The organism is Amycolatopsis sp. NPDC043885, from assembly GCF_056435685.1.
Window position 1 is genome coordinate 130336 of record NZ_JBWKEA010000004.1, and the last position, 23458, is coordinate 153793.

The 23458-nt window shown below is 70.2% G+C and carries 19 protein-coding genes; 6 read left to right on the forward strand and 13 right to left on the reverse strand.

Translation table 11 applies throughout. From position 1 onward, the window contains the following. Nucleotides 1-11 precede the first annotated feature (11 nt). The 5 genes from AC069I_RS15665 to gntA are packed head-to-tail and all read left to right on the forward strand — an operon-like array spanning nucleotide 12 to nucleotide 4405. Nucleotides 12-1151, forward strand: coding sequence for an acyl-CoA dehydrogenase family protein (locus tag AC069I_RS15665; RefSeq protein ID WP_478229017.1), 1140 nt, complete (start codon nucleotides 12-14; stop codon nucleotides 1149-1151). Next, complete coding sequence (locus tag AC069I_RS15670) at nucleotides 1148-2206, forward strand: HAD-IIIC family phosphatase (RefSeq protein WP_478232345.1); 1059 nt, start codon at nucleotides 1148-1150, stop codon at nucleotides 2204-2206. The genes AC069I_RS15665 and AC069I_RS15670 overlap by 4 nt, the downstream gene beginning before the upstream one ends. Further along, nucleotides 2203-2949 carry a thioesterase II family protein gene (locus AC069I_RS15675; protein ID WP_478229019.1) on the forward strand — a complete coding sequence of 249 codons (747 nt, stop codon included), beginning with the start codon at nucleotides 2203-2205 and terminating at the stop codon, nucleotides 2947-2949. The genes AC069I_RS15670 and AC069I_RS15675 overlap by 4 nt, the downstream gene beginning before the upstream one ends. Beyond that, on the forward strand, nucleotides 2946-3704 hold the full coding sequence (locus AC069I_RS15680) for a 4'-phosphopantetheinyl transferase family protein (protein ID WP_478265695.1): 759 nt from the start codon (nucleotides 2946-2948) through the stop codon (nucleotides 3702-3704). The genes AC069I_RS15675 and AC069I_RS15680 overlap by 4 nt, the downstream gene beginning before the upstream one ends. Then, nucleotides 3701-4405 (forward strand): guanitoxin biosynthesis heme-dependent pre-guanitoxin N-hydroxylase GntA, encoded by a 705-nt coding sequence (gntA, locus tag AC069I_RS15685; RefSeq protein WP_478229021.1) that lies wholly within the window; start codon nucleotides 3701-3703, stop codon nucleotides 4403-4405. The genes AC069I_RS15680 and gntA overlap by 4 nt, the downstream gene beginning before the upstream one ends. A 75-nt stretch (nucleotides 4406-4480) precedes the next feature. Here gntA and AC069I_RS15690 read toward each other — a convergent pair whose 3' ends face one another. Next, on the reverse strand, nucleotides 4481-6853 hold the full coding sequence (locus tag AC069I_RS15690) for a BTAD domain-containing putative transcriptional regulator (RefSeq protein ID WP_478265696.1): 2373 nt from the start codon (nucleotides 6851-6853) through the stop codon (nucleotides 4481-4483). A gap of 208 nt (nucleotides 6854-7061) precedes the next feature. Next, nucleotides 7062-9845, reverse strand: coding sequence for an AAA family ATPase (locus tag AC069I_RS15695; RefSeq protein ID WP_478265697.1), 2784 nt, complete (start codon nucleotides 9843-9845; stop codon nucleotides 7062-7064). Between the two features lie 173 nt (nucleotides 9846-10018). Between AC069I_RS15695 and AC069I_RS15700 the strand changes: the two genes are divergently transcribed. After that, nucleotides 10019-10636, forward strand: coding sequence for a TetR/AcrR family transcriptional regulator (locus tag AC069I_RS15700; RefSeq protein ID WP_192745156.1), 618 nt, complete (start codon nucleotides 10019-10021; stop codon nucleotides 10634-10636). A gap of 3 nt (nucleotides 10637-10639) precedes the next feature. Here the strand turns inward: AC069I_RS15700 and AC069I_RS15705 are convergent, their stop codons facing one another. From AC069I_RS15705 to AC069I_RS15755, 11 genes are all read right to left on the reverse strand, one after another. Beyond that, on the reverse strand, nucleotides 10640-11026 hold the full coding sequence (locus AC069I_RS15705; protein ID WP_478229024.1) for a DUF7715 family protein: 387 nt from the start codon (nucleotides 11024-11026) through the stop codon (nucleotides 10640-10642). 82 nt (nucleotides 11027-11108) lie between these two features. After that, complete coding sequence (locus AC069I_RS15710; protein WP_478229025.1) at nucleotides 11109-12224, reverse strand: acyl-CoA dehydrogenase family protein; 1116 nt, start codon at nucleotides 12222-12224, stop codon at nucleotides 11109-11111. After that, entirely contained in the window at nucleotides 12221-13402 is a 1182-nt protein-coding gene (locus AC069I_RS15715) for an acyl-CoA dehydrogenase family protein (RefSeq protein ID WP_478265698.1), read from the reverse strand. The genes AC069I_RS15710 and AC069I_RS15715 overlap by 4 nt, the downstream gene beginning before the upstream one ends. Before the next feature lie 11 nt (nucleotides 13403-13413). After that, a complete protein-coding gene (locus tag AC069I_RS15720; RefSeq protein ID WP_478229027.1) occupies nucleotides 13414-14637 on the reverse strand; it encodes an acyl-CoA dehydrogenase family protein in 1224 nt (407 codons plus the stop codon). A gap of 136 nt (nucleotides 14638-14773) precedes the next feature. Further along, nucleotides 14774-15796, reverse strand: coding sequence for a phosphotransferase family protein (locus tag AC069I_RS15725; protein ID WP_478229028.1), 1023 nt, complete (start codon nucleotides 15794-15796; stop codon nucleotides 14774-14776). Between the two features lie 92 nt (nucleotides 15797-15888). Then, nucleotides 15889-16341 carry a MaoC family dehydratase gene (locus tag AC069I_RS15730; RefSeq protein WP_478229029.1) on the reverse strand — a complete coding sequence of 151 codons (453 nt, stop codon included), beginning with the start codon at nucleotides 16339-16341 and terminating at the stop codon, nucleotides 15889-15891. 3 nt (nucleotides 16342-16344) lie between these two features. After that, nucleotides 16345-17106 (reverse strand): 3-oxoacyl-ACP reductase FabG, encoded by a 762-nt coding sequence (fabG, locus tag AC069I_RS15735; protein WP_340683010.1) that lies wholly within the window; start codon nucleotides 17104-17106, stop codon nucleotides 16345-16347. 490 nt (nucleotides 17107-17596) lie between these two features. Then, nucleotides 17597-19018 (reverse strand): nitrosuccinate lyase, encoded by a 1422-nt coding sequence (locus AC069I_RS15740; protein ID WP_478265699.1) that lies wholly within the window; start codon nucleotides 19016-19018, stop codon nucleotides 17597-17599. Next, nucleotides 19015-20673, reverse strand: coding sequence for an FAD-dependent monooxygenase (locus AC069I_RS15745; RefSeq protein WP_478265700.1), 1659 nt, complete (start codon nucleotides 20671-20673; stop codon nucleotides 19015-19017). The genes AC069I_RS15740 and AC069I_RS15745 overlap by 4 nt, the downstream gene beginning before the upstream one ends. Nucleotides 20674-20685: 12 nt before the next feature. After that, nucleotides 20686-21492, reverse strand: coding sequence for an SDR family NAD(P)-dependent oxidoreductase (locus tag AC069I_RS15750; protein ID WP_478229032.1), 807 nt, complete (start codon nucleotides 21490-21492; stop codon nucleotides 20686-20688). Then, the gene (locus AC069I_RS15755) at nucleotides 21477-23456 is read right to left on the reverse strand and encodes an FAD/NAD(P)-binding protein (RefSeq protein WP_478265701.1); all 1980 of its coding nucleotides are present in this window, start codon (nucleotides 23454-23456) and stop codon (nucleotides 21477-21479) included. The genes AC069I_RS15750 and AC069I_RS15755 overlap by 16 nt, the downstream gene beginning before the upstream one ends. Nucleotides 23457-23458: the final 2 nt, after the last annotated feature.

Consider the following 23458-nt stretch of genomic DNA (forward strand, 5'->3'; position numbering starts at 1 on the left):
GGGAGAACGACGTGAGGGCGAGGACACGGCCCGAAACGCCCGCGGTCGAGGTGATCGGGCGTTTCGTCGACGAGGAGGTCGGCCCGCACGCGGACGCGTGGGACCGGGCCGAGCACATCCCCCCGGAGGTGCTGAGGCGGGTGGGGGAGCTGGGACTGTGGGCCCCGTTCCTCCCCGTCGAAGCCGGCGGCGCCGGGCTGGACATGGTCACCCTCGGGCGGCTGCACGAGGAGGCGGGCCGCGGCTGTTCTTCGCTGCGGAGCCTGCTCACCGTGCACACGATGGTGACCGCGACGGTACAACGCTGGGGCGACGACGAGCAGCGCGAGCGCTGGCTGCCCGCCCTGTCCGACGGCGCGACGCTGGGCGCGTTCTGCCTGACCGAGCCGGATTTCAGCGGTAGCGACTCGACGGCCGCGGGCACCGTGGCCGTCGCCGAGAACGGCGTCTGGACTTTGCGGGGGCGCAAGACCTGGATCACCGGCGGCCAGGTCGCCGGGCTGTTGCTGGTGTTCGCCGGCACGGCCACCGGGATGAGCGCGTTCCTGGTGCCCTCGGATCATCCGGGGGTCCGGGTGACCCCGGTCCGGCACATGCTCGGCACCACGGCGAGCATGCTGGCGACCATCGAGTTCGACGACGTCCGGCTCGACCCGTCCGCGCTGGTCGGTCCGCCGGGCTGGGCCGCGGGCACGGTGATGACCGGCGCGCTCGACCTCGGGCGCTACAGCGTGGCGTGCGGTTCGGTCGGGATCGTGCGGGCGGCGCTCGCCGCGTCGGCCGCCTACACGTCGGCGCGTTCAGCGGGCGGCGGGCTGCTGCGGGAGCTGCCGCAGATCCGCGCCAAGATCAGCGAGATGGTCACCGCGCGCGACGCCGCGCGCCTGCTGTGCGAGAAGGCCGGGCGGCTCAAGGACGCGGGCGATCCGGCGACCATCATGGCGACCTGGGTGGCCAAGTACTTCGCGTCCACGGCCGCGGCCAAGGCGGCTTCGGACGCGGTCCAGATCCACGGCGCGAACGGCTGCGGCCCCGACTACCCGGTGGCGCGCCTGTACCGCGACGCGAAGGTCATGGAAATCATCGAGGGCAGCACCCAGATCCAGGAGCTGACCATCGCGGACGAGGCGTATCGGGAGGTGCCGGGATGATCAGAGACAGCACAGTGCTGGAGAAACCCAAGCGGGGCCGGATCAAATGCGTGGTGTGGGATCTCGACAACACGCTGTGGGACGGCACGCTGCTGGAAGACGGCGAGGTCACCGTACGGCCGGAGGTCGTGGCGGAGATCAAGCGGCTCGACGAACTGGGCATCCTGCATTCGGTGGCCAGCCGCAACGACCACGAAGCGGCGATGACGCGGCTGAAGGCGGCCGGGCTCGACGAGTACTTCCTGTACCCGCAGATCAGCTGGAACCCCAAATCCGGTTCCGTGGAAAGGATCGCGAAGTCGCTGAACATCGGTCTCGACGCGATCGCGTTCGTCGACGACCAGCCGTTCGAATTGGCCGAGGTCGCGCACGCGCTGCCTTCGGTCAAGACCGTCGACGTGGCGAAGCTGGGGGAGGCACTGGCGTCGGAGGAGTTCCGGCCGAAGTTCGTCACCGACGAGTCGCGGGTGCGCCGCGAACTCTACCGCGCTGCCGCCGTGCGGGAGCAGGTCGAACAGGATCACGAGGGCACCAGCGAGGAGTTCTTGTCCACTTTGGACATGAAGTTCACGATCGCGCGTGCCCAGCGGGAGGACCTGCAGCGGGCCGAGGAACTGACCGTCCGCACCAACCAGCTCAACTCCACCGGCCGGACCTACTCCTACGACGAGCTGGACGAGCTGCGCACCTCGCCCGACCACGTCCTGCTCGTAGCCTCCCTTTCCGACAAGTACGGCGGCTACGGCAAGATCGGCCTGGCGCTGGCCGAACGCGGCGCGCCGGCCTGGCATCTGCGGATGATGCTGATGTCGTGCCGCGTGATGTCGCGCGGGGTCGGCACCGTGCTGCTCAACCACATCATGGGACTGGCGAAGGAGGACGGCGCGAAACTGCGCGCGGACTTCGTCGAGACCGGCCGTAACCGGGTCATGTACGTGACCTACGCGTTCGCGGGCTTCACCGAGATCTCGCGGGACGGCGACCGGCTCGTCCTGGAGTCCGATCTGAGCACGATCCAGCCACCGCCGCCCTATCTGACGATGGAGCTGCGATGACCGCTCCGAGCACGGCATGTCCCTGGCTGCCCGGCGGGATCCCGCCTGCCGAGGCGACGAAGCTGTTCTGTTTCCCGCACGCCGGAGCGAGCGCGGCGGTCTACCGGGAATGGGTCCTCGCGGCGGGCGAAAGGCTGGTCGTCCTGCCGGTCCAGCTGCCCGGCCGTGCCGAACGCGGTCGCGAGACACCGCACGAAGACGTCGAAAGCCTGGTCGAGGCGGCGATCGAGGGGCTCGGGGATGTGCTCACCGGTGACTTCGCGTTCTTCGGGCACAGTGTCGGCGCCCTGACCGCGTACCTGCTCACCCGCAGGCTCGCGGAGCGCGGGGCCACGCTGCCGAAGCATCTGTTCGTGTCAGGGCGGGCGGCCCCGCAGCTGCCCGACACCCGGCTCCAGCTGCGGGCTTTGCCCGACGAGCGGCTCGCCGCCGAACTGCACGCCCTCGGCGGCCTGCCGGACGTCCTGCGCCGCGAGCGCGAACTGCTGGCGATGTTCCTGCCGCTGATGCGGGCCGATCTGGCGGTCAACGAGACCTACCGCCATGTCCCGGGGGAGCCGTTGCCGGTGCCGCTGACCGTGTTCGGCGGCGATCGCGATCCGCGGGCCGATCTGGACGAACTGGCGGCGTGGCTCGAACTCGCCACCGACTCGACGATGGTGACCTACCCGGGCGGGCACTTCTACCTCGAGCAGCACGTGCCGGAACTGCTGGACGTGATCCACCGGAAGCTGGGCCGATGACCACGCAGTGGTTCTCGGCGTGGAAGCAGCCCTCGGGCGCGCTGGGTGAACGGCTCCGCCCCGGCCGGGACGCGCACGTGTGGCGGATCGCCCTCGCGCGGGTGCTCGCCCCGGGCTCTTCCGAGGCCTACGGTCTGCTCGGCGCGCTCTCCGAAGACGAGTTGCGCCGGGCCGCCGCCATCACGGTGGACGAGGAACGGGCCCGTTTCCTGGCCGCGCATGTCGCGCTGCGCGACATCCTCGCGTCCTACACGGGCATCCCGGCGTCCGAGCTGCGGTTCACCCGCGACGGCGACCGCCCGGCGCTGGCGGGCGTGACGGGGATCGAGTTCAGCCTGTCCCGGTCCGGCGCGCTGGCGCTGGTCGCGGTCGCGGCCGGGGTCCGGGTCGGCGTGGACGTCGAGGAGGTCCGGGAGGTCGACCACGACGGCCTGGCCGCGCGGACACTGCGCCCGGAAGAGGCCGCCGCCGTCCGCGAGCCGCTGACCTTCTTCCGGTACTGGACCTGCAAGGAGGCCTACCTCAAGGTCGACGGCACCGGACTGGCCGGACTGCCGGGACCTTCCTTCACCCTCACCGGCGGCGACGTCGCCCTCGAAGACCGTCCTGAATGGACGATCACGGAACTGGACGCCGGCGCCGGCAACGCGGCCGCGCTGGCCGTCCCGGCGCGCCCGGTCACCGTGCGTGCCTTCGACTGGTTTCCCGGCAGGCGGCGAACGGCCGGGGAGCACCGGAAAGGCGGAGTGAAATGAGCGACCCGAAAGCGGAGCTCGAAGCGTTCATCCAGACCACGGAGTTCAGCTGTCTCGGTGCTCGCGCGGCGTTGAAGAAGGGCTCGATCGTCCACGGCCACTACCCGGCGCTGGGCGATCCGGAGTCGGCGCGTGCCCACTACCGCGACATGCTCGGCTATGCCCGCGACATCCGGCCCACGTTGTCGGACAAGAGCTTCCGCACGTTCGTGGCCACCTTCGAGGCTCCCGGCGGTGTCCTCGACGAGGAGGAGTACGAACGCCTGCTGTGGCGCCACCTCCAACTCATCCATGACATCGACAGCCGCACCTACGGCCTCGACGAAGGCGCCACCTCGGACCCCGACGAACCGAACTTCGGGTTCCACGTCGCCGGGCACTCGTTCTTCGTCGTCGGCATGCACCCGGGTTCGTCACGGGCGAGCCGCCGGTTCTCCCGGCCTGCGATCGCGTTCAACTCGCTGATGCAGTTCATGTTGCTGGGCGACAAGTTCTTCTCGATGCAGGACGCGATCCGCAAACGAGAGACGACCAACAACGGCTCGGTCAACCCGAGCTTCACCACCTACGAGTACCAGATGCCGTCCCGGCACTTCTCCGGACGGATGACCGAAGAGGACTGGAAGTGCCCGTTCACTTCGCGGCACGAGCCTTCTTCGGTCAAGTACACCTCGGACGTCATGCAGCGCCCCACCGGCTGATTCCCCGGTCCGTGAAGGCCTCCTTGCCTACCTTCAGGGTAGGCAAGGAGGCCTTCACTACGTTCAGGCCAGCCGTCAGGCGAGGGCTTCGACGCGGCGCGGGACCGGGCGCCGGAGCAGCGCGGTACGGGTCGCGCGCGGGATCCGCTGGTAGACCAGCTCCCGCAGGGTCGCACGGCGGAACGTGTAGCCGGCGTCGTCCTCCCGGCGCAACACCGCGAGGCTCGCGAGCCGGGACAGCGTCCCCTCGATCTCGGCGGTGTCGCGGCCGCAGACCGCGGCGACGTCTTCGGCGGTGAAGGCGTCCCCGGTGAGGCTGGCCGCCTTCAGCAGCGACTTCTCGGCGGCGGGCAGGTTGTCGAGCTGCGCGGCGAGCGTCCGGCGGACCAACGGCGGCGTCATCGCCTGGCCGAGTCCCGGAAACGGGGTGGTGCGGCCGTGTACCTCCTCGGCGTACGCGTGCGCGAACCTGGGGTTGCCGCCGATCCTGGCGATCAGCTCCTGCCTGCCGCGGATGAGCCGGGCGGTACCGGGCAGGAGCTTGTCGAGCAGCTGGCTGACGGCGTCGTCGGCCAGCGGGGCCAGCGTCACCGTCGTGCCGCATCGCTCGCCGTGTTCGGCTTCCAGCAGCCCGGGCCGTGCGGAGGCGACGATCAGGACCGGCAGTCCCGCACACGCTTCACCGAGCCGGTCGACGGAGTCGCGGGTCTCGGCGTCGGCGCGGTGCAGGTCATCGGCCAGCACCACCAGCGGCCCGTAGCAGGTCAGTTCGGTGGCAGCGGCCCGAAGCGCGGCATCGCCGCCCTCGGTGCGCAGCCGGGACGCGGTCTGGGGGAGCAGCCCGGGAACGACGGCGAACGCCTCGGCGACGTCGGCCCCGGCGTCCAGCACGCGGATGCGGGGCTGCTCGGCGAGGGTTTCGGCGAACTCGGCGAGGAGCCGTGTCTTGCCGATCCCGGGCTCGCCGAACACGGTCACCCGATGCGGGCGCCCGCCGCGCTCGACGAAACCGAGAAGGTGGTTCAGCAGATCGCGGTCGTGGTCACGGCCGACGAAGCCGCGGGGATCGGCGGGCTCGGCGATCGGATGTTGACGGGCCGAGACGGCGTGCCACCAGCCAGGCGAGTCTTCGGATGCTTCGTGCACCACGGCGGGCTCGGAGGCTTCGCGGACCGCGTCCGAGACGCGGATCCGGCCTTCGGGCGCGCGTAGCGCCGAGCGGACACAGCGGTCCAGGACGGGGCCTGCCACCTGTCCGGGGCCGGCGGCGGTGAACTCGACGAGAACGTCCCCGCTGTCGACACCGATCTGGGTCGCGATCCCGGCGGTGGCCAGGCGGTCGAGGATCCGCAACGCCGTCCGGGTCGCGTGGACGGCGTCGTCGTCACCGGTCCGGGGGAGACCGAACAGAGCCAGCACCACCGGCCCTGACTCGCCGGGAAGATGCGCGCCCGCGACGATGGCCTCCTCCTCGACGACGGTCCGCAACCGCGCCTGCGCCTCCACGGCCTCTTCGGGATCGTCGTCCGGCGTGGCGAGCGCGACCCCGACCGCGACGACCGGCTTCCGCTCGCTCTCGACGGGCTCCGTGCGGGGCAAGGCGATCACCGGTGCGGGCGTGAACGGCAGTGGCTCGGCCACCGGGGCGGGCTCGGGTTCGGGACGCGGCGCCGGATCCGGCCGCCGGGTGAGCAGGGTTTCGTCGTGCTGGAGGATCGCGCGTTCCAGCTCGCGCAACTCCTTGCCCGGTTCCAGGCCGAGCCCTTCGGCGAGGCTGGCGCGCGTCGCGCGGTAGACCTCGAGCGCGTCCACGTGACGGCCGCAGCGGTAGAGCGCGGTCATCAGCTGGGCGTTGAGCCGCTCGCGGTTCGGGTTGGCCTCCGCCAGCCCGCGCAGATCGGTGAGCACCTCGTGGTGGTGTCCGCGGTCCAGCTCCAAGCCGAAAAGGTCCTCGTGGACGGCGATCCGCTGGTCCTCCAGCGCGACCAGCTCGGGCCACACCACACCGGTCTCGGTGAGGTCGGCGAGCACCGGGCCACGCCACAGCGAGAGCGCGTCACGATAAGCCGACACGGCCTGCTCGACATTCCCGGCCGCCTGCGCCGTCCGCCCTTCGGCGGCGAGCCGCCGGAACCGGGCGGCGTCGACCTGCTCGCTGTCGACGCGCAGCAGGTAACCGGGCGCGTGCGTGAGCAGCATCGCCTGCTCGGTGGCGCCGGTGCGCTGGGCCAGCGTCGAGCGCAGCCCCGAAACGGCGTTCTGCACCATCTTGCGCGCGGTGGCGGGGATCTCGTCCGCCCAGATCGCCTGCAGCAACGTGCTGGTGGCGATGACCTCGTTGTGCCGCAACAGCAGATAGGCGAGCACGGCTCGCTGGGTCGCCCCGCGCAACACGACCGGACGTCCGTCGTGCACGACGTTGAAGGGGCCGAGGAGGTCGAAACGCACAGGGTCACCACCTTGTTCGGGACTTGCGAAGACGATCTCCACCGTGGCCCCGCACCCAGCCCCTGGACAACGCCGCGGCGCGGATACTGGCTCGGTGCCAGTGGCACCCGAGAACGATGCCAGTTACCGCCCGATGTGTTGACTGTGGACGTTCGCACCTGCTAGACGCGCGCACCACTCTCGCAATCAGTCCTCTGAATGCGTCGGGTCAGGTCAGGTAGTCGCCGGTCAGGATCGCCGCCGCGAGTTCCACCCGGGACGTGTACCCGGTCCGTGAGAAAAGCCTGCTGAGCCTGCCTTCCACGCTTTTCTCACTGGTTTCGAGGACGACCGCCAGTTGCCGGTTGGTGAGGCCCTCGGCGACGAGGATCGCCAGCAGGCGTTCGTTCTCGGCGGTCGTCTCCGTCCGGCCGGGTCCGGCGAAGCCGTTGTCGCGCAACAACTTCCGAACGCGGCCGCGCCAGTACCAGGCACCGACCTCGCCGAAAAGTTCGTACGCCTCAGTCCATGACCGCTCCGGCCGGTGCCCGGCGAGCCCTGCCCGCAGGAGGGTCATCGCCGACTCGTAGGGAACCTCCCGGCGTTCGCGCGCGATGGCCGCGGCGCGCCGGGCCGAGGCGGGTTCGCGATGGACCGCCGCGCGGGCGAGGTAGTGGTTCTGGTGCGCGCGGGCGGTGTCGAGCTGGGTCGCCGTGCGCGCGGAGCGCCGTACCCAATGTTCACCTTCGCGTTGCTTGTTCCGCGCCAGCGCGGAGCGCGCCAGGTCGGCCCAGAGGTCTTCGGTGCCCAGGAGGTAGCCGCCCGCGTCGGCGCTGCGTGCGGCGGAGTACAGCAACGCGTCGGCGCCCTCGGTGTCACCGAGTTCGCCGAGCACGGTGGATTCGGCGTGGTCGATCGTGTGCTGTATCCCGGCCGGGCGGCTGTCGGCGGCCAGCGCCCTGGCCCTGGCGAGCCGGCCCTGCGCGCCGAGGAGCCGGATCGCGCAGTGCGTCAGCAGGCAATGCAGCGGCCGAGCCGGATCGGTGCCGCCCAGCATCGTCCGCCGGGCCAGTTCCATCGCCTCGGCCCAGTCACCGCCGAGGTAGTTCAGCGCGAACAGGTTGGGTCCCGGCAACTGGTCCAAGGGCATCCCGGCGTCGGTGATCAGCCGCCGCGCCTGCCGGAGTTCTCCCAACTGCAGCAGCATCTCCACTTCGAACCGGCGCTGTTCGATGTTGTACTGCGGAAGATGCCCGGAACGCCACAGTTCCGGATGCGCGATGAGCGTGTGCAGCTGGGACGTGTCGCCGAGCACGACGCCGCAGGCCGCGAGGAACATCGTGCCGAAGTCGGCGGTGATGTGGTTGCTGCCGGTCCACACCGCGCGCGCCCGCTCCAGGAGGTCGCGCGCCTCGATCCAGCGATGGCTCAGTACCAGGGCATACGCGCGGTTGATCACCATCAGTGCCGGGTCGTCCGGCAGCACCGGCGACGCGCCCGCGGCGATTTCGGCGAGTTCACCGAGGTCACCGCGGGCGGCGAGCCCGGAGATGAACAGGACCGAAAGTTCCTGTGCCTCCGCGGGTTCGAGGTGGCCGAGATGCTTGCAGAGCACCTGCCGCGCGCAGTCCCCGGCCTCGGCCGCCCGGTAGTGCAACGCCTTCGCCGCGCTCAACAGCATCAGCACGACCGTCCGCGCCGGCGGTTCGGTCACCCAGGACAGCGTCGCGTGGAGCCAGCGTTCCGCCTTCGCGCCGTCGGTGAACAGGACCCGCTTGCCGTTTTCGAGGAGTTCGTCCGCCGCGCGGCGCGTGTCGACGAGCGACCCGGCCTGGGTGATCCAGTCGAGCACCAGATCCGGATCCGAGACGGACGCGGAGCCGGACCACACCGCCTGGACCGCTTGAGCGGCCAGGCTGCGCGAGGCGTACGGCCCGATCTTGGTCAGCAAGGCGTCACGTACGGCGGGGACCCGGAACCGATGCCCGCCGTCGTGCCGCCGCACCAGGACACGTTCGGCGACAAGCCTGTCGAGCACCGCCCGCAGATCGTCTTCACGCCATCCGAGCGCGGTCGCGGCCAGGCCGGGTGCGGCGGTGCCGAGCGGGCAGAGCATCGCCATCGTCTCGGCCACCTCCCTGACGCCGCCACCGGCCTCGGTCACCGCCAGCAGGAGCGGATGGTCCTCGGTGGCCACCGGCCGGTCGACCCGCTCGACGCGGTACGCGGTGCGGTCGATGATCCGCAGCGCTCCGGCCTTCCGGTAGCCGTGCACGAGCGCGGTCAGGGCGGCGGGATTGCCCCGGGCGGCGGTGTGCAGCTCGCTCACCAGGCCATCGTTCGGCAGGGCCGAGACCAGTCCCGTCAGCAGTGACCGCGATTGCGCACGCGAAAGCGGCCGGAGGAACCGCGACTTCGCGCGCCCGCTCGCCCGGAGCCGCGCGAAGGCTCCTCTCAGCGCGGGGCTCTCGGACAGGTCGTCTCCCGCGCCTGTCCGCACTGTCGCGACCACGCTGATCGGTGTCTCCGCCGTGCAACGGTGCAGCAGCGCGCTCACCAGCCGGGCGGTGTGCTCGTCGAGCCACTGCGCGTCGTCGACCAGGACCACCAACGGGGTCTGGACGCGGAGAAGCGCGAACACGGCGGTCGCGATCTTCGCGACGGTCTCCGGGGTCGGCGTGGTCTCGCCCGCCCTGGCGAGCATGGCCAGCACCGAGCGCCGCGCGGGTTCCTCCTCGGCCCGGTCCCCGCCGAGAAGGACGAGAAGCCGGAACATCGCCCCGTACGGGAGTGTCCGGTCGAGCTTGGCCAGCCGCAGCACCAGCACTTTGGCCGACGGGGTGAGCTCCTCGGCGAGCCTGTCCAGTACCGTGCCGCGGCCGCAACCCGGCTCCCCGGCGAGCACCGTCAGCGGGGTCGTGCCCAGAGCGACTCCGTCTCGCAGGGCTCCGACCTCCTCGACGCGGACGTCCGCCCGCGATCCCGTCCCGGTGCCCGGGTGCCTGGTGCTCATATGCCCAGTTCACCAGGACGGGGCCCGGCTGGCCGTCACCCAACCGTATGAACCGGGCGGTCGAGGCCCTCCCAGGCGCCCAGTGGCCGGTAATCCTTCCCGGGAACCGGCGCTTCTCCGGCCGTCGACAAACCGGCCGGTATGCTGAGTGTCCGCACGAGAAGGGGCCGGCCATGACACGAGCGACCACCAGGAAGGCCGAGGCCGGCGGTGAGGACCAGGCCGCCGTCCCGCGCCGTCTGCTGTCGCACGCCACGAAGCTCTTCGCCAAGAAGGGTTTCGACCGCACCTCCGTGCAGGAGATCGTCGAGGCGGCCGGGGTCACCAAGGGCGCGATGTACCACTACTTCGGCTCCAAGGACGACCTCCTTTACGAGATCTACGCCCGGGTGCTGCGCGCGCAGACCGAGCAACTGGAAAAAGTGGTCTCGAGCGAGGCTCCGCTGCGGGAACGGCTGCGTTCCGCCGCCTCCGACGTCGTCGTCAGCACGATCGACAACCTCGACGACAACACGATCTTCATGCAGTCCATGCACCAGCTCAGCGTGGAGAAGCAGAAGGCCGTCCGCGCGGAACGCCGCAAGTACCACGAGCGGTTCCGCACCCTGATCGAGGAAGGCCAGGAGTCCGGCGAGTTCCGCGCGGACAAACCGGCCGACGTGATCGTCGACTTCTTCTTCGGGTCGGTGCACCACCTCGGATCGTGGTACCGGCGCGGCGGCGCGCTCTCGGCCCGCCAGATCGGCGACCACTTCGCCGATCTCCTGCTGGCCGCGCTGCGACCCGAGTAGTGCTCAGCCCGCGGGCACGAGCCGCTCGGCGAAACAGTCGTTGCGGCGTTCGAGCACCGTTCCCACCTCCCATCCGGAGGCGAAGGCGAGCAAGCCCGCCGCCAGCTCTTCGGCGGCTTCGGGTGGCCAGCCTTGGGCGGCCAGACTCGACCGCAACGCTTCGGCGTAGTCGGAATAGGTGAAGCCGGGCAGTTCCGCGACGAGCGCCGTCGTCGTCCCGCGGTGCGAACTCAGGCCGCCGAACGCCCTTCCACAGCCGCAATCGGAATCGGGCGAGCTCTCGCCGTCGTCACAGCACGGGGCGATCCAGAGCAGCTCGCCCTCGACGCAGTGGTCGAAGTCGTTTTTCCGGGTGCCCTGGGTCTTCGAGGTGGCCACGAGCAGTTTCATGATGACTCCCTGTTCGATCTGATGTTCGAACAGGTCTACCGGCAGGGTCCGACACTTTCCGGGACGGACCCCGCCGGGGAGATCAGGCCGGCAGGTCGATCAGCGGCGCGAGGGCGGCGCGATGCCGCCCAGGAGTGCCGAACGCGATCTCGTCGCTCTTCGCGCGCTTCAGGTACAGGTGCGCGGGGTGCTCCCAGGTCATGCCGATCCCGCCGTGCAGCTGGATCGCTTCTTCGGCGGCGTGGACGGCGATGGGGGAGTTGCGGGCCTGCGCGACCGCGACGGCGATCGCGATGTCGTCGCCGGAGGCCAGGCAGTCGGCGGCGTAGCGCGCGGTCGCCCTGGCGTTGACCAGATCCGTGTACAGGTTCGCCAGCCGGTGCTTCAGCGACTGGAACGAACCGACCTGACGGCCGAACTGGTAGCGCTCCTTGAGATAGCGCACCGTTTCGGTCAGCGCCCATTCGGCGATCCCGAGTTGTTCCGAGGCGAGCAGCCCCGCCGCGGTCACGAGTGCCGTGTCCAGCGCGGACGCCGCCACCGAGGGGCCGGCGACACGCTTCGCGGCAACCTTCTCCAAGGTGACGTCGGCGATGCGCCGGGTGAGGTCGAGGGAAATCGCCTCGGCGACCGTCACTCCCGCCGCCGAAGCGTCGACCGTGTACAGGCCGGGGCCGTCGGGTCCCACCGCCGGAACGACGATCAGTTCGGCCACCGAAGCGTCGGCGACGCTGCGGACCCGGCCGCTGACCGTGCCGTCGGCGGCCGCGGTGACCGTCGAGGGGAACTCGGCGCCGGGCGCGGCCGACAGCGGGACGGCCAGGGCGCCGATGAGCGTGCCCGCGGCCAGTTTCCCGAGCGTTTCGGCCACTTCCGCCTGTGACGTGTCGGCCGCCAGCAGGGCCGACGTCGCCAGGACGGCGCTGCCGAGGTACGGGACCGGGGCGACGCTGCGCCCGAGTTCCTCCATCACGACGGCGACTTCCCGCGCCGAAGCGCCGTGCCCGCCCAGCGCCTCCGGGACGGCGAGGCCCGCCGCGCCGAGGTCGGCGGCGAGCGTGCGCCACAACTTCAGGTCGTACGGTTCCGCCGTCTCGGTCCTGGCGATCAGGGCCGCCGGTTCCGCGCGGTCGGAGAACAGAGCCCGGACGCTGGCGCGAAGGTCCTCTTCGACCTCGGAATACAGCAGGTCGGTCATCGGGGCAGGTCCTTCCAGGCGACGTCCTTGTCGATCCGCGGCTCGGACGGCAGCCCCAGCACGCGCTCGGCGATGATGTTGCGCAGGATCTCCGAGGTGCCACCCTCGATGGAGTTGCCCTTCGCGCGCAGGTAGCGGTAACCGGACTCGCGGCCGAGGAAGTTCACGCCGTCGGGACGACGCATCGTCCAGTCGTCGTAACGCAGGCCCTCGTCGCCGAGCAACTCGATCTCCAGCCCGGACGCGGCCTGGTTCAGTTCGGAGAACGCGACCTTGACCGCGGAACCTTCCGGTCCCGGCGCGCCCGCGGCGAGCTGCTGCCGCAGCCGCGAACTCACCAGGCGCAGGCTTTCCCCCTCCACCCACAGTTTCAGCAGCCTGTCGTGCAGTTCGGACGTGCGCAGCTCCGGGCGCTCCCGCCAGGTTTCCGCGACGACGCCGACCATGCCGCCGTCGCGCGGGAACTCGGTGCCGCCGATCGCGACCCGTTCGTTCATCAGCGTGGTCTGCGCGACCTTCCAGCCCTCGCCGACCGCGCCGAGGCGGTGCGCGTCGGGGATGCGGACCTCGCTGAGGAAGACCTCGTTGAACTCGGCCTCCCCGGTGATCTGGCGCAGCGGCCGGACTTCGACGCCCGGAGCGGTCATGTCGCACAGGAAGTACGTCATGCCACGGTGTTTCGGCACGTCGGGATCGGTGCGGGTGACCAGGATGGCCCACTGGGACTTGTGCGCGCCCGACGTCCAGACCTTCTGCCCGGTGACCACCCAGTCGTCGCCGTCGCGTACCGCGCGGGTGCCCAGCGCGGCCAGGTCGGATCCGGCGCCGGGCTCGCTGAACAGCTGGCACCACACCTCGCGCTCGGTCCACAGTGGACGTAGGAAGCGCTGGTGCTGTTCGGGTGTGCCGAAGGCGAGAATGGTCGGCGCGGCCATGCCGAGACCGATTCCGATCCGCCGCTTGTCGTTGTCCGGTGCGCCCGCCGCGGCGAGCTCCTTGTCCACGACGGACTGGAGCGAACGCGGTGCGTTCAGGCCGCCGAGACCTTCGGGGAAGTGGATCCACGCCAGTCCGGCGTCGAACCGCGCGTCGAGGAAGTCTTGACGCGGCGTGCTTTCCGGCGGATACGCGGCCAGCAGATCGGCCACGCGCCGCTTGAGATCGTCCACAGTGGTCATGTTCTTGAATGTCACCGTGAGGCCTCCCCGCGATATTTCTTCAGTTCACGGTGCGCCAGCGAGCGCTTGTGCACCTCGTCCGGGCCGTCGGCGAGCCGCAGCGTCCGCACCTGCGCCCACATCTCGGCGATCGGGAAGTCCTGGCTGACGCCACCCGCGCCGAACAGCTGCACGGCCTTGTCGAGGATCCACTCGACGGTGATCGGCGTGGAGATCTTGATCGCCTGGATCTCGGTGTGCGCGCCCTGGTTGCCGACGGTGTCCATCAGCCACGCGGTCTTGAGCACCAGCAAGCGCTGCTGCTCGATCTTGACCCTGGCCTCGGCGATCCAGTCCTGCACCACGCCCTGTTCGGCGATCGGCTTGCCGAAGGTCTCGCGCGAAAGCGCCCGGCGGCACATCAGTTCCAGCGCGCGTTCGGCCATGCCGATGGCACGCATGCAGTGGTGGATCCGGCCGGGACCGAGGCGGGCCTGCGCGATGGCGAACCCGTCACCCTCGCCGGCGATGAGGTTCTCCGCGGGCACGCGGACGTCCTCGAAGACCACTTCGGCGTGGCCGCCGTGATCGCCGTCGGTGTAGCCGAACACGTGCATACCGCGTTTCACGGTCATGCCTGGAGTGTCGCGGGGGACCAGGATCATGCTCTGCTGCTTGTGCGGCGGGCCGTCCGGATCGGTCTTGCCCATCACGATGAAGATCCTGCAGTTCGGGTTCATCGCGCCGGAGATGTACCACTTCCGGCCGTTGATGACGTACTCGTCGCCGTCGCGGCGGATGCTGGTGGCGATGTTGCGCGCGTCGGAGGAGGCGACGTCGGGCTCGGTCATCGCGAACGCGGACCTGATCTCGCCGTCCAGCAGCGGCTGGAGCCACTGCTTCTGCTGCTGGTCGGTGCCGAACATGGTGAGGACTTCCATGTTCCCGGTGTCCGGCGCCGCGCAGTTCAGCGCGGTCGGCGCGAGCCGGAGGCTGCGGCCGGTGATCTCGGCCAGCGGCGCGTACTGCAGGTTCGTCAGCCCCGCGCCGTGGTCACCGGGGAGGAAGAAGTTCCACAGCCCGCGCTCGCGGGCCTCGGCCTTCAGCTCTTCGACGATCGGCGGCTGCGACCATTCGCTGTCGCGCTCGGCCAGCTGCCGCTCGAAGACGGCCTCGGCCGGGTAGATGTGCGAGTCCATGAACTCGAGGAGCTTTCTCCGCAGTTCCTCGGTTTTCGCGTCGAAGGCGAAGTCCATCTCTATCCCTCTTCCTTGTTTTCAGGGGCGCGTCGACGAATGCGTAGCCGGGCTGCGGCTTCCGATGACTTCTCTCGTTCGCGACGAGAGCGGCGCGCCGCTTGGCCACCTTTCGAGCAAGTCATCGCACGTCCCGTCATTCGGCCTTGAGAGTCTCGTTGCCGTGCGCGATCAACGGGACGACGCCCGAGCCGATGCCGTCGAAGCCGGCGCCGACGGTCTGTCCCTTGCTGTAGCGGAGGTGGATGCCTTCCAGGATCACCGCGAGTTTGAAGAACGCGAAGCTCACATACCAGTTGAGCCGGGAGACGTCGCGGCCGGAACGTTCGGCGTACCGCGCGATGACCTCGTCGTTGCGCGGATAGCCCGGCGCCGAGCTGGCGTTGGACACGAACTGCAGCGAGACCTTGTCGCGTTCGGCGTAGGCCACCAGCAGCGCGAGGTCGGTCAGCGGGTCGCCGAGGGTGGACATCTCCCAGTCCAGCACCGCGGTGATCCGGTCGTCCGCGTTCACCAGCACGTTGTCCAGGCGGTAGTCGCCGTGCACGATCGACGGCCTGCCCGATTCGGGGACCGACGAGGCGAGCCGGTCGTGGAGTTCGTCGACGCCGGGGAGGTCGCGGCTGCGGTTGCCGTCGAGTTGCTTCTTCCAGCGCCGCAGCTGGCGTTCGAGGAAGCCCTCCGGGCGGCCGAAGTCGCCCAGCCCCACCGATTCCGGATCGACGGCGTGCAATTCGACCAGGGTGTCGACCAGTTCCTCCGCGATCGCCCTGGTCCGGGCCGGGCCGAGCGCGGCGAGTTCGGTGTCCGAGCGGAAGGGGGTGCCCTCCACGAACTCCATCACGTAGAACCGCGAGCCGATGACGTCGGTGTCTTCACACAGCAGCACGGTTTCCGGCACCGGGACCGCCGTGCCGTGCAGTCCGGAGATCACCCGGAATTCGCGGCTCATGTCGTGCGCGGTCGGCAGGACGTGGCCCAGCGGCGGGCGGCGGACCACCCAGCGGGACCGGCCGTCGCCCACGATGTAGGTCAGGTTGGACCGGCCCCCTTCCACGACCTGGCCGCTCAGGTCGCCCTGGACGAGACCCGGCCGGTGCTCGTCCAGATGGGCCTTGAGCCTGGCCAGGTCGAGGCCCGGCAGGTCGGACTGGTTCATGGTGCCTCCAGCGGCTCGCTTTCCGGTTACAGTACCGACCAGTCGGTATGTCGGGTAGGGGTGGTCCGGCGAGGTGCCGGACGTCACCCTTCTCAGGCGATCAGCCGGACGACCATCTCCGCGACGCACGCCGGTTTGGGCTCGCCGTCGATCTCGATCGTCCACCGGACGACGGCCTGCTTGCCGCCTGCCACGTCGGTGACCTCGACCAGCTCGGCGCCCGCCCGGATCTTCGCGCCGACCTTGACCGGCTGGGGGAACCGGACCTTGTTCAGCCCGTAGTTGATGCCCATTTTGAGCCCGTTGACGCGGTAGAGCTTCCCGACGAAGCCCGAAATGAGCGACAGCGTCAGGAAACCGTGGGCGATCGGGGCGCCGAACGGCCCTTCGGCCGCCTTCTCGACGTCGACGTGGATCCACTGGTGGTCGTCGGTGGCGTCGGCGAACAGGTTCACCCGGTCCTGGGTGAGCGTCAGCCAGTCGCTGTGGCCGAAGTGCTCGCCGACGGCGTCCTCGAACTCCTGCAGGGAGGCGAATTCGCGCATGGCTCAGTCCTTCGGTCCGCCGGCGACGTAGATGACCTGGCCGGAGATGAAGCCGGCGCCGTCGCTCACCAGGAACGACGCGAGGTTGGCGATGTCCTCGGGCGTGCCGACGCGCTGCACCGGGATCTGCGACGCGGCCGCCGCCTTGAAGTCCTCGAACGACATGCCGATCCGCTCGGCGGTCGCCGCGGTCATGTCGGTGGCGATGAACCCGGGGGCGATGGCGTTCGCGGTGACGTTGAACTTGCCCAGTTCGATCGCGAGGGTCTTGGTGAAGCCCTGCATGCCCGCCTTGGCCGCGGAGTAGTTGGCCTGGCCGCGGTTGCCCAGCGCCGAGGTGCTGGAGAGGTTGACGATGCGGCCCCACTTCTCCTGCGTCTGGTACTTCTGCACCTCGCGGGTCATCAGGAACGACCCCTTCAGGTGCACGCCCAGCACCGAGTCCCAGTCCTGTTCGGTCATCTTGAACAGCAGGTTGTCGCGGGTGATGCCGGCGTTGTTGATCAGCACGGTCGGCGCGCCGAGCTCCTCGGCCACCCGCGTCACCGCGGCTTCGACCTGTGCGGCGTCATTGACGTCCAGCGCGACACCGACGGCCTTGCCGCCCTCGGCGACGATCGCTTCGGCCCCCTGCTTGACGCCTGCCTCGTCGAGATCCAGCAGTCCGACGGCGAACCCGTCGGAAGCGAGGCGTTCGGCCACGGCCGCGCCGATGCCGCGGCCGGCGCCGGTGACGATCGCTACACGGGAGGGGTGTTCGGTCACGGGTGACTCCTCGTCGTCGAGTTGAAGTGACGTCGAGTCTGCCGTACTGAGCGGTCGGTTTGTAGGGATGCCGGGCATGGAGTCTCGCTGTGATCGTCATCACTGTGGATGCCGCCGGTGTCCGAACGGATACTCCGGACAACCTGATCGTCCCGACGTCCAGCGCTTCGACCTGCACTTCCGAAAGCCTCGGCGCGCCGATATGAGCGCAAACGGAGGTGCCACACGCGCCGAAGAGGCCATGCCCTGACCGGTCTGCTCGGAGCGTCCGGCAGGTCACCGCCGAAGCGTCGTTCGGCGGCGGCGGTTTCGCGTGACTGACCGGACGACACGCGTGATCCGGCGGACGACACGCGTGACTGGATGGACGACACGACCGCGGCCGGGTTCTGTCGCGAGTCGTTCGCGACATGAGAACCAGGGCCCAGGCGGAAGAACGCGCACCGCTGAGGTGCCGGCCCCGGCACCTTTGCCGCATCCCTCGATAACGTCACTCACGAAGACTCGATCGGCGCTGCCGGTAGTCGGCCAGCGCCCGGTCCACCAGCCGGGCGGCCGCGCCGGTGTACCGCTCCGGAGCCAAGAGCCCGGCCAGATCCTCGCCGTCGAAGCGGGCGGCGAGGGGCGGGCCGGCCAGCAGTGTCTCGCGGAGCGAACGGCCCGTGCGCGTGGCTTCGGCCGCCACTTCGGTCATCAAGGCTTTCGCCGCGACCCGTCCCAACGACGGTGTCAGCACCGCGGCCAGCCGCTCGGTCACCAGCAGGCCGCCGGTGCGGTCCAGGTTCTCCCGCATCCGGTCCGGATGCACCACCAGGCCTTCCACGAGTTCGGCGGCGGTGGTGGCCGCACCTCCGGCCAGCCGGAGGCAGTCTCGCAACGGCAGCCACTCGGCGTGCCACGCGCCGCCTGGCCGCTCGTCTTCGGCGAGCATGGACTGGGCCAGGATCAGGGCGAGCGGCGGCACCTGGAGCGCGGCCGCTCGGATCAGGGTGGACAGTACCGGATTTCGTTTGTGCGGCATCGCCGAAGACACGCCCCGCGCGGCGCCCGCGGGTTCCGATACCTCGCCGATTTCCGTGCGGGACAGCGTCTGGACGTCGATGGCCAGTTTGCCGAGCGCCCCGGAGACCACCGCCAGCGACGAACCCAGTTCCGCCAGCGGGGCGCGGGCGGTATGCCATGGCAGCACCGGTGTGGCGAGGCCCAGCGCGTCGGCGAACCCGGTGAGGAGGTCTTCGGGATAGCGTTCGACGCGCGCGGCGCCGGTGTCCTCGCCGAACCGCAGACGGGCGAACTCGACGTAGCCGGCGAGTGTGCCCGCGGCGCCGCCGAGCTGAGCGGGAAGCGTGTCCCTCACCCGGCGGAGTCCGTCCGCGGCGGCCGCTACCGACTGAAGCCAGCCTGCCGCTTTCAGGCCGAAGGTCACCGGTACCGCCTGCAACGCCAGTGTGCGCCCCGGCATGACGAGGTTCCGGTGTTCCTCCGCGAGCCTGGCCAGTCCCTCGGTCACTCGCTCCAGTTCGGCCAGCAGCAGGCCGGTGGCCCGGTGTGCGAACAGCATCGCGGCACTGTCGGCGATGTCCTGGCTGGTCGACCCACGGTGGACGTACTCGGCGGCCTCCGGATCGCTCTCGGCGACCAGCGCGCTCAGGTCGGCGACCAGCGCCACCACGGGGTTCGCGGATTCACGGCTCCGCCTCGCCAGACTCACCAGGTCGACGGCCTCCGCCCGGGCGATCTCGCCGATCCGTTCGGCGGCTTCCTCGGGGACGACGCCGAGTCCGGCCTGGACACGGGCCAGACAGACCTCCGCGTCCAAGAGCGCCTGGAGCCAGGCTTCGTCGGACGTCGCCGCTTCCACCGGTGTCCCGGCCCGCACCGGGGCGAGCAACCCGGAGTCCAGGGCGTTCATCGCCCGCCCGTCACGGTGGTGAGGAGCCGGTCGGGGCGGTCGAGACCGTTGCCTCGCCACGCCACATGCTGGTCGGGACGGATCAGCACCAGATCCCTTTCGTAGAGGTCGCGGGCCAGCGGATCGGGCAGGTCGAGCACCTTGAGGGGGATGTTCCGCCGTGCCGCCTCGGCGCGCAGACCGTTGGCGGGCGGCGCCTTCGGCCCCAGCCGGAGCAGGGTGAAGCCGACGCCGAAGTGGTCGAAGAGCGAGCTGCCGCTGACGCGTGTGTCGTCCAGCCACAGATGTGGTGCCCGCCCGCCCGGCACACTGCTCGGGGTGTAGGTGTCGAGAGGGTCCGCGGGTGGGGGGTCCTGGCCGTCGACGATCGGGGAACCGTCATACCGCGCGCCGAGCTGGACACCGAGGGTGTCGAGCGTCCGGTCGCCGTAGTCCGCCAGCATCCGGCCGAGCCGACGGCGTTCCGCCCTGCCTTCGGCGGTGTCCTGCTCCACGCAGTGGGGCCGTGCGACGTTCGCCAGACCCAGATTGAGTTCACGCGCGGCGCCGGTGTTGCGGATCGCGACCGGCCGTCGTTCGTGGTGGTAGGACGCGAGCAGCCCTGGTCCGCCCCAGCCCTGTACCGCGGCGGCCAGCTTCCAGGCCAGGTTCGCCGCGTCGTCCAGTCCGGTGTTCATCCCGAACCCGCCGTTCGGCGTGAACAGGTGTGCCGCGTCTCCGGCGAGGAACACCCGGTCGGTGCCGAAGTTGTCGGCGACGAGCGCCATCCCCGACGTCCACGGCCGTCTGGCGAGCACGGTGACCGGGATCGGCGCGCCCGCCGCCCGCCGTACCGCCGAGACCAGCGCGTCGTCGGGTGCCGAGTCCGGGTCGACCGAGCTGGTGAGCAGAAAGAACTCGTCCTTGCCGTTGAGCGCGATGAGGTTCAGCACCAGATCGGTGTTCACCGCCCAGTGACTCCACGCCCCGCCGTCGACGAGGAAGTCCCGGTACAGCGTGGGGATCCGCAGATGCGCAGCGACCGTGCGGCCGCCGAGGACTTCCTGCTCGACGCGGTCCGCTCCGGCGTACCGAGCGCCGAGGTGGCCCCGTACGACGCCGCGGGCACCGTCACACCCCGCGACATAGCCCGCCCGCCAGGCCTGGACCCGGCCGCCGGCGTCCTCGGCGAGGATGTCGGCACCGCCGGGGTCGGCGGCGATCCCGGTCACCCGCCAGCCGAACCGCAGCTCGATGTTCGCCGCGGCGCGAGCCCGGCGGAAGAGCAGCCGTTCGACGTACATCTGGTTGGCGCGGTGCATGGGCTCGGGCACCTGCGCCGTGCGGGGCCCCGAGGCGACCTGGCGCAGCAGGTCCCGCACGGCCGGGCGGCGATTGCGGGCGAGCCGGAACCCGTTGTAGCGGGTGTAGAACGCGATGTCCGTCGAGTGGTCCCAAGGCAGGCCGAGTTCGCGGACCTCACCCGCCAGGCCGAGCCGCCGGTAGTGCTCCATGCTGCGGGCGCTGTGCGTGCTGCCGCGGGGCTGGTCCGAAGTGGACTCGGCGAGTTCGAACACCACCGACCGGACGCCGTGCCGGTCGAGGAACAAGGCGAGCAACAGGCCCACCGGTCCGCCGCCCACGATGGCGACCGGGGTCCTCACCGGAGAGTTCATGGGCGTTCCGCCTCAGATGGTCTTGACGAATCCGGAATCCACCGCGAACTCCGCCCCGGTGGTGTTGGCGGAAAGGGGCGAGGCCAGCAGCGCGACCAGGGCGGCGACCTCGCCCGGGTCGGCGATCCGGCCGGTCGCCAGCCGCATCATCTCCGGGACGACCTCGGTCATCACGGTTTCGGGGTCCGTCCCGGTCTTGGCCGCGAAGAGGTCCGCGACGCCGCCCTCCTCGGTCCACCACGCCGTGCGGACCGGACCGGGGGAGACCACGTTCACCCGGATGCCCTGCGGACCGAACTCCTCGGAGAGCACCTTGCTCACGTTGTTCATGCCCGCCTTGGCGGCGCCGTAGTCGACGTTGATGGGGGAGGGCTGCCGCGCGTTGCACGAGGAGATGTTGACGATCGATCCGCCACCACGCTCGATCATCAGCGGCAGCGCGGCCCGGATGGCGCGGACCGCGGAGAACAGGTTGAACTCGAACATCTTCCGCCATTCCTCGTCCGTCGCGTCCAGGAACGAGGAGCGCGGAAGGATCACCCCCGGTGGTGGCCCGCCCGCGTTGTTCACCAGGATGTCGAGGCCGCCGTAGAGGTCCGCCGCCCGCGCCACGACGTCCGCGGGCGCGTCGGGATCCATCAGGTCGGCCGCGACGTGGGTCAGCCCGGCCCCGGCGAGCAGGTCGAGTTCGGGGCTGCTCTTCCGTGACACCGCGACGACACGGGCGCCTTCCTCGCGCAGTGTCCGGGCGATCGCGAGTCCGATTCCCTTGGAAGCACCGGTGACCACCGCGACACGGCCGGTCAGCTGTAGATCCATGATTCTCCTGATTCCTTCGGTCGGGATGACGGTGAGTTCGGCAGCGCGATCTGCAGAGCGGCTCTGGCCACTGCGTCGGCGTCGGTCAGGATGACCGAGTTGACGCCGGGCCGGATTCCCGCCGCCGTCACCCAGTGGACGGTCTCGGTGGGTACCCCGAAGGCGAACCGGCGGGCGTGCGGCCTCCCGCTGAGGTCCACCAGGCGATACGGGCGGCGGGTGACGGCGAGGCCGCCGGTCGGATAGGAACCGCCGTGGGTGATCGGGATCCGGTGAAGGCGGCATTCGCCTCGTGCCAGCAGGTTCCGCAGCAGCAGATCCTGGGTCCGCCGCAGGTCGGCCTCGGGCAGGCGGGCCTCGATCAAGGTGGTGGCGATCTCGGTGACATCGGGTACCCGCGCCGAATTCGCGATGAACCGGCGGGCGTCCGGCGAGGCCCGCACGCGCAGTTGCGGACCGAGGACGCTCAGCACGCCGCTGTCGATCAACGCCGCCATCTCCTCGACGCGTCGCACCGGCGGACCGATCGAGAGGAACGCGTTCAGCGGCGTGTACCAGCGCTGGAGGTCGTCACGGTAGGAGTCGCCGGAGAGGCCGCCGTGATCGACCACGAGCCGGATCTCGTTGCGCAGGTCCCGGAGCACGTCGAGTGCGGCCTTGAGCGGGCTGGACACATTGCCGCGCTTCGCTTCCGCGATGTCTTCGTCCAGATAGGACCGTAGCCATCGCCGGAACCGGCAGGTGCCGGTGAGCCCGGCCTCCGGGATCGGATACGCCACGCGGCGCCAGTCCCACCGTTCCTCGAGCCCGAATTCGGCGAGCACTCGTTCTTCCCGAGCCGATGGTGCCGGCGCCAGCGGATCCGTGAGCACGGGCGGCGATGGCCGATCGCCCGCCGCCGTGACGAAAGCGCGAGTGAACTCCCGCGCCCTCTCCGGTGATCCGCGGTCGCGCACCAGCGCGCCGTAGAAGACGGTGCGGACCTCGCGGTCGATGAGCGGCCAGATGTCCACGCGGAAGTCGGCGGGCTCTGCGCGCCCGCGAAACCGTTCGAGCACCGCCGGGGTAAGGAACAACGGCTCGTGCCTGCCGTACGCGCCCTTCTGGTTCTCGCCGCGTGCGTGATACGGAACGCCGCGCCGGGATCCCGTGACCAGCCGTGGCTCCCGGCCGGACGGGCGGTAGACCAGCCCGTCGGCGGTGCGGAGGAAACGTCCGCCCCTTCCTTCGGTGAACAGAGCGAGATAGTCGAAGAAGGCCAGTCCCATTCCTCTGAGGACGGTGGTTTCACCCGGCCCGATGTCTTCGAGCGCGGCGCCCGCCGGGTTGCCCGGCGGGAGGTAGCGCAGACCGTGCCGCTTGGCGAACCGCGCCATCGCCGACTCTTCACGGTCCGGGAGCGTGTCGAGATGGCCCTGGGTGAGCACCACGGCGTCCTGACCGTCGAGCACGGTTCCGCCGGACAGCCAGACGCGCTGAGAACCGTCTTCGGCGTCCCGCAGGTCGACGGCCTTCTCCGCGCACAGCACGATCCGCACCGAGGCCGGAGCGGTCCTGACGATCCGCCGCAGGGTCCAGTACAGATACGAGCCGTAGAAGGCCCTCGACGGATAGCTGTCCGGCCCGAGCAGCGCGGCCTCCCGGTGGACGCCGTCCGGGATGTCGGCGGACGACGGCGCGGCCGCGATCGACCTCGCCCAGTCGTGAAGGCTCGGGCCGTGCAGTACCGGGCCCGCCGCCTCGACGGTGTCGTCGAGGAACATGGTGATCTGGGCTGCCACGGTGTTCATCAGTAGTTTCGGATCCTGGCGCCGGTGCCACACCTGCCCGCCGTCGTGCACATGCGAGTCGAGGACGGTCACCACGAGTTCTCGGTCGGCGGGCGCCAGGACGGACGCGTTGGCGCACAACCGTTCCAGCACGGAGAGTCCACGGGGGCCGAGGCCGATGATGCAGATCCGCATGA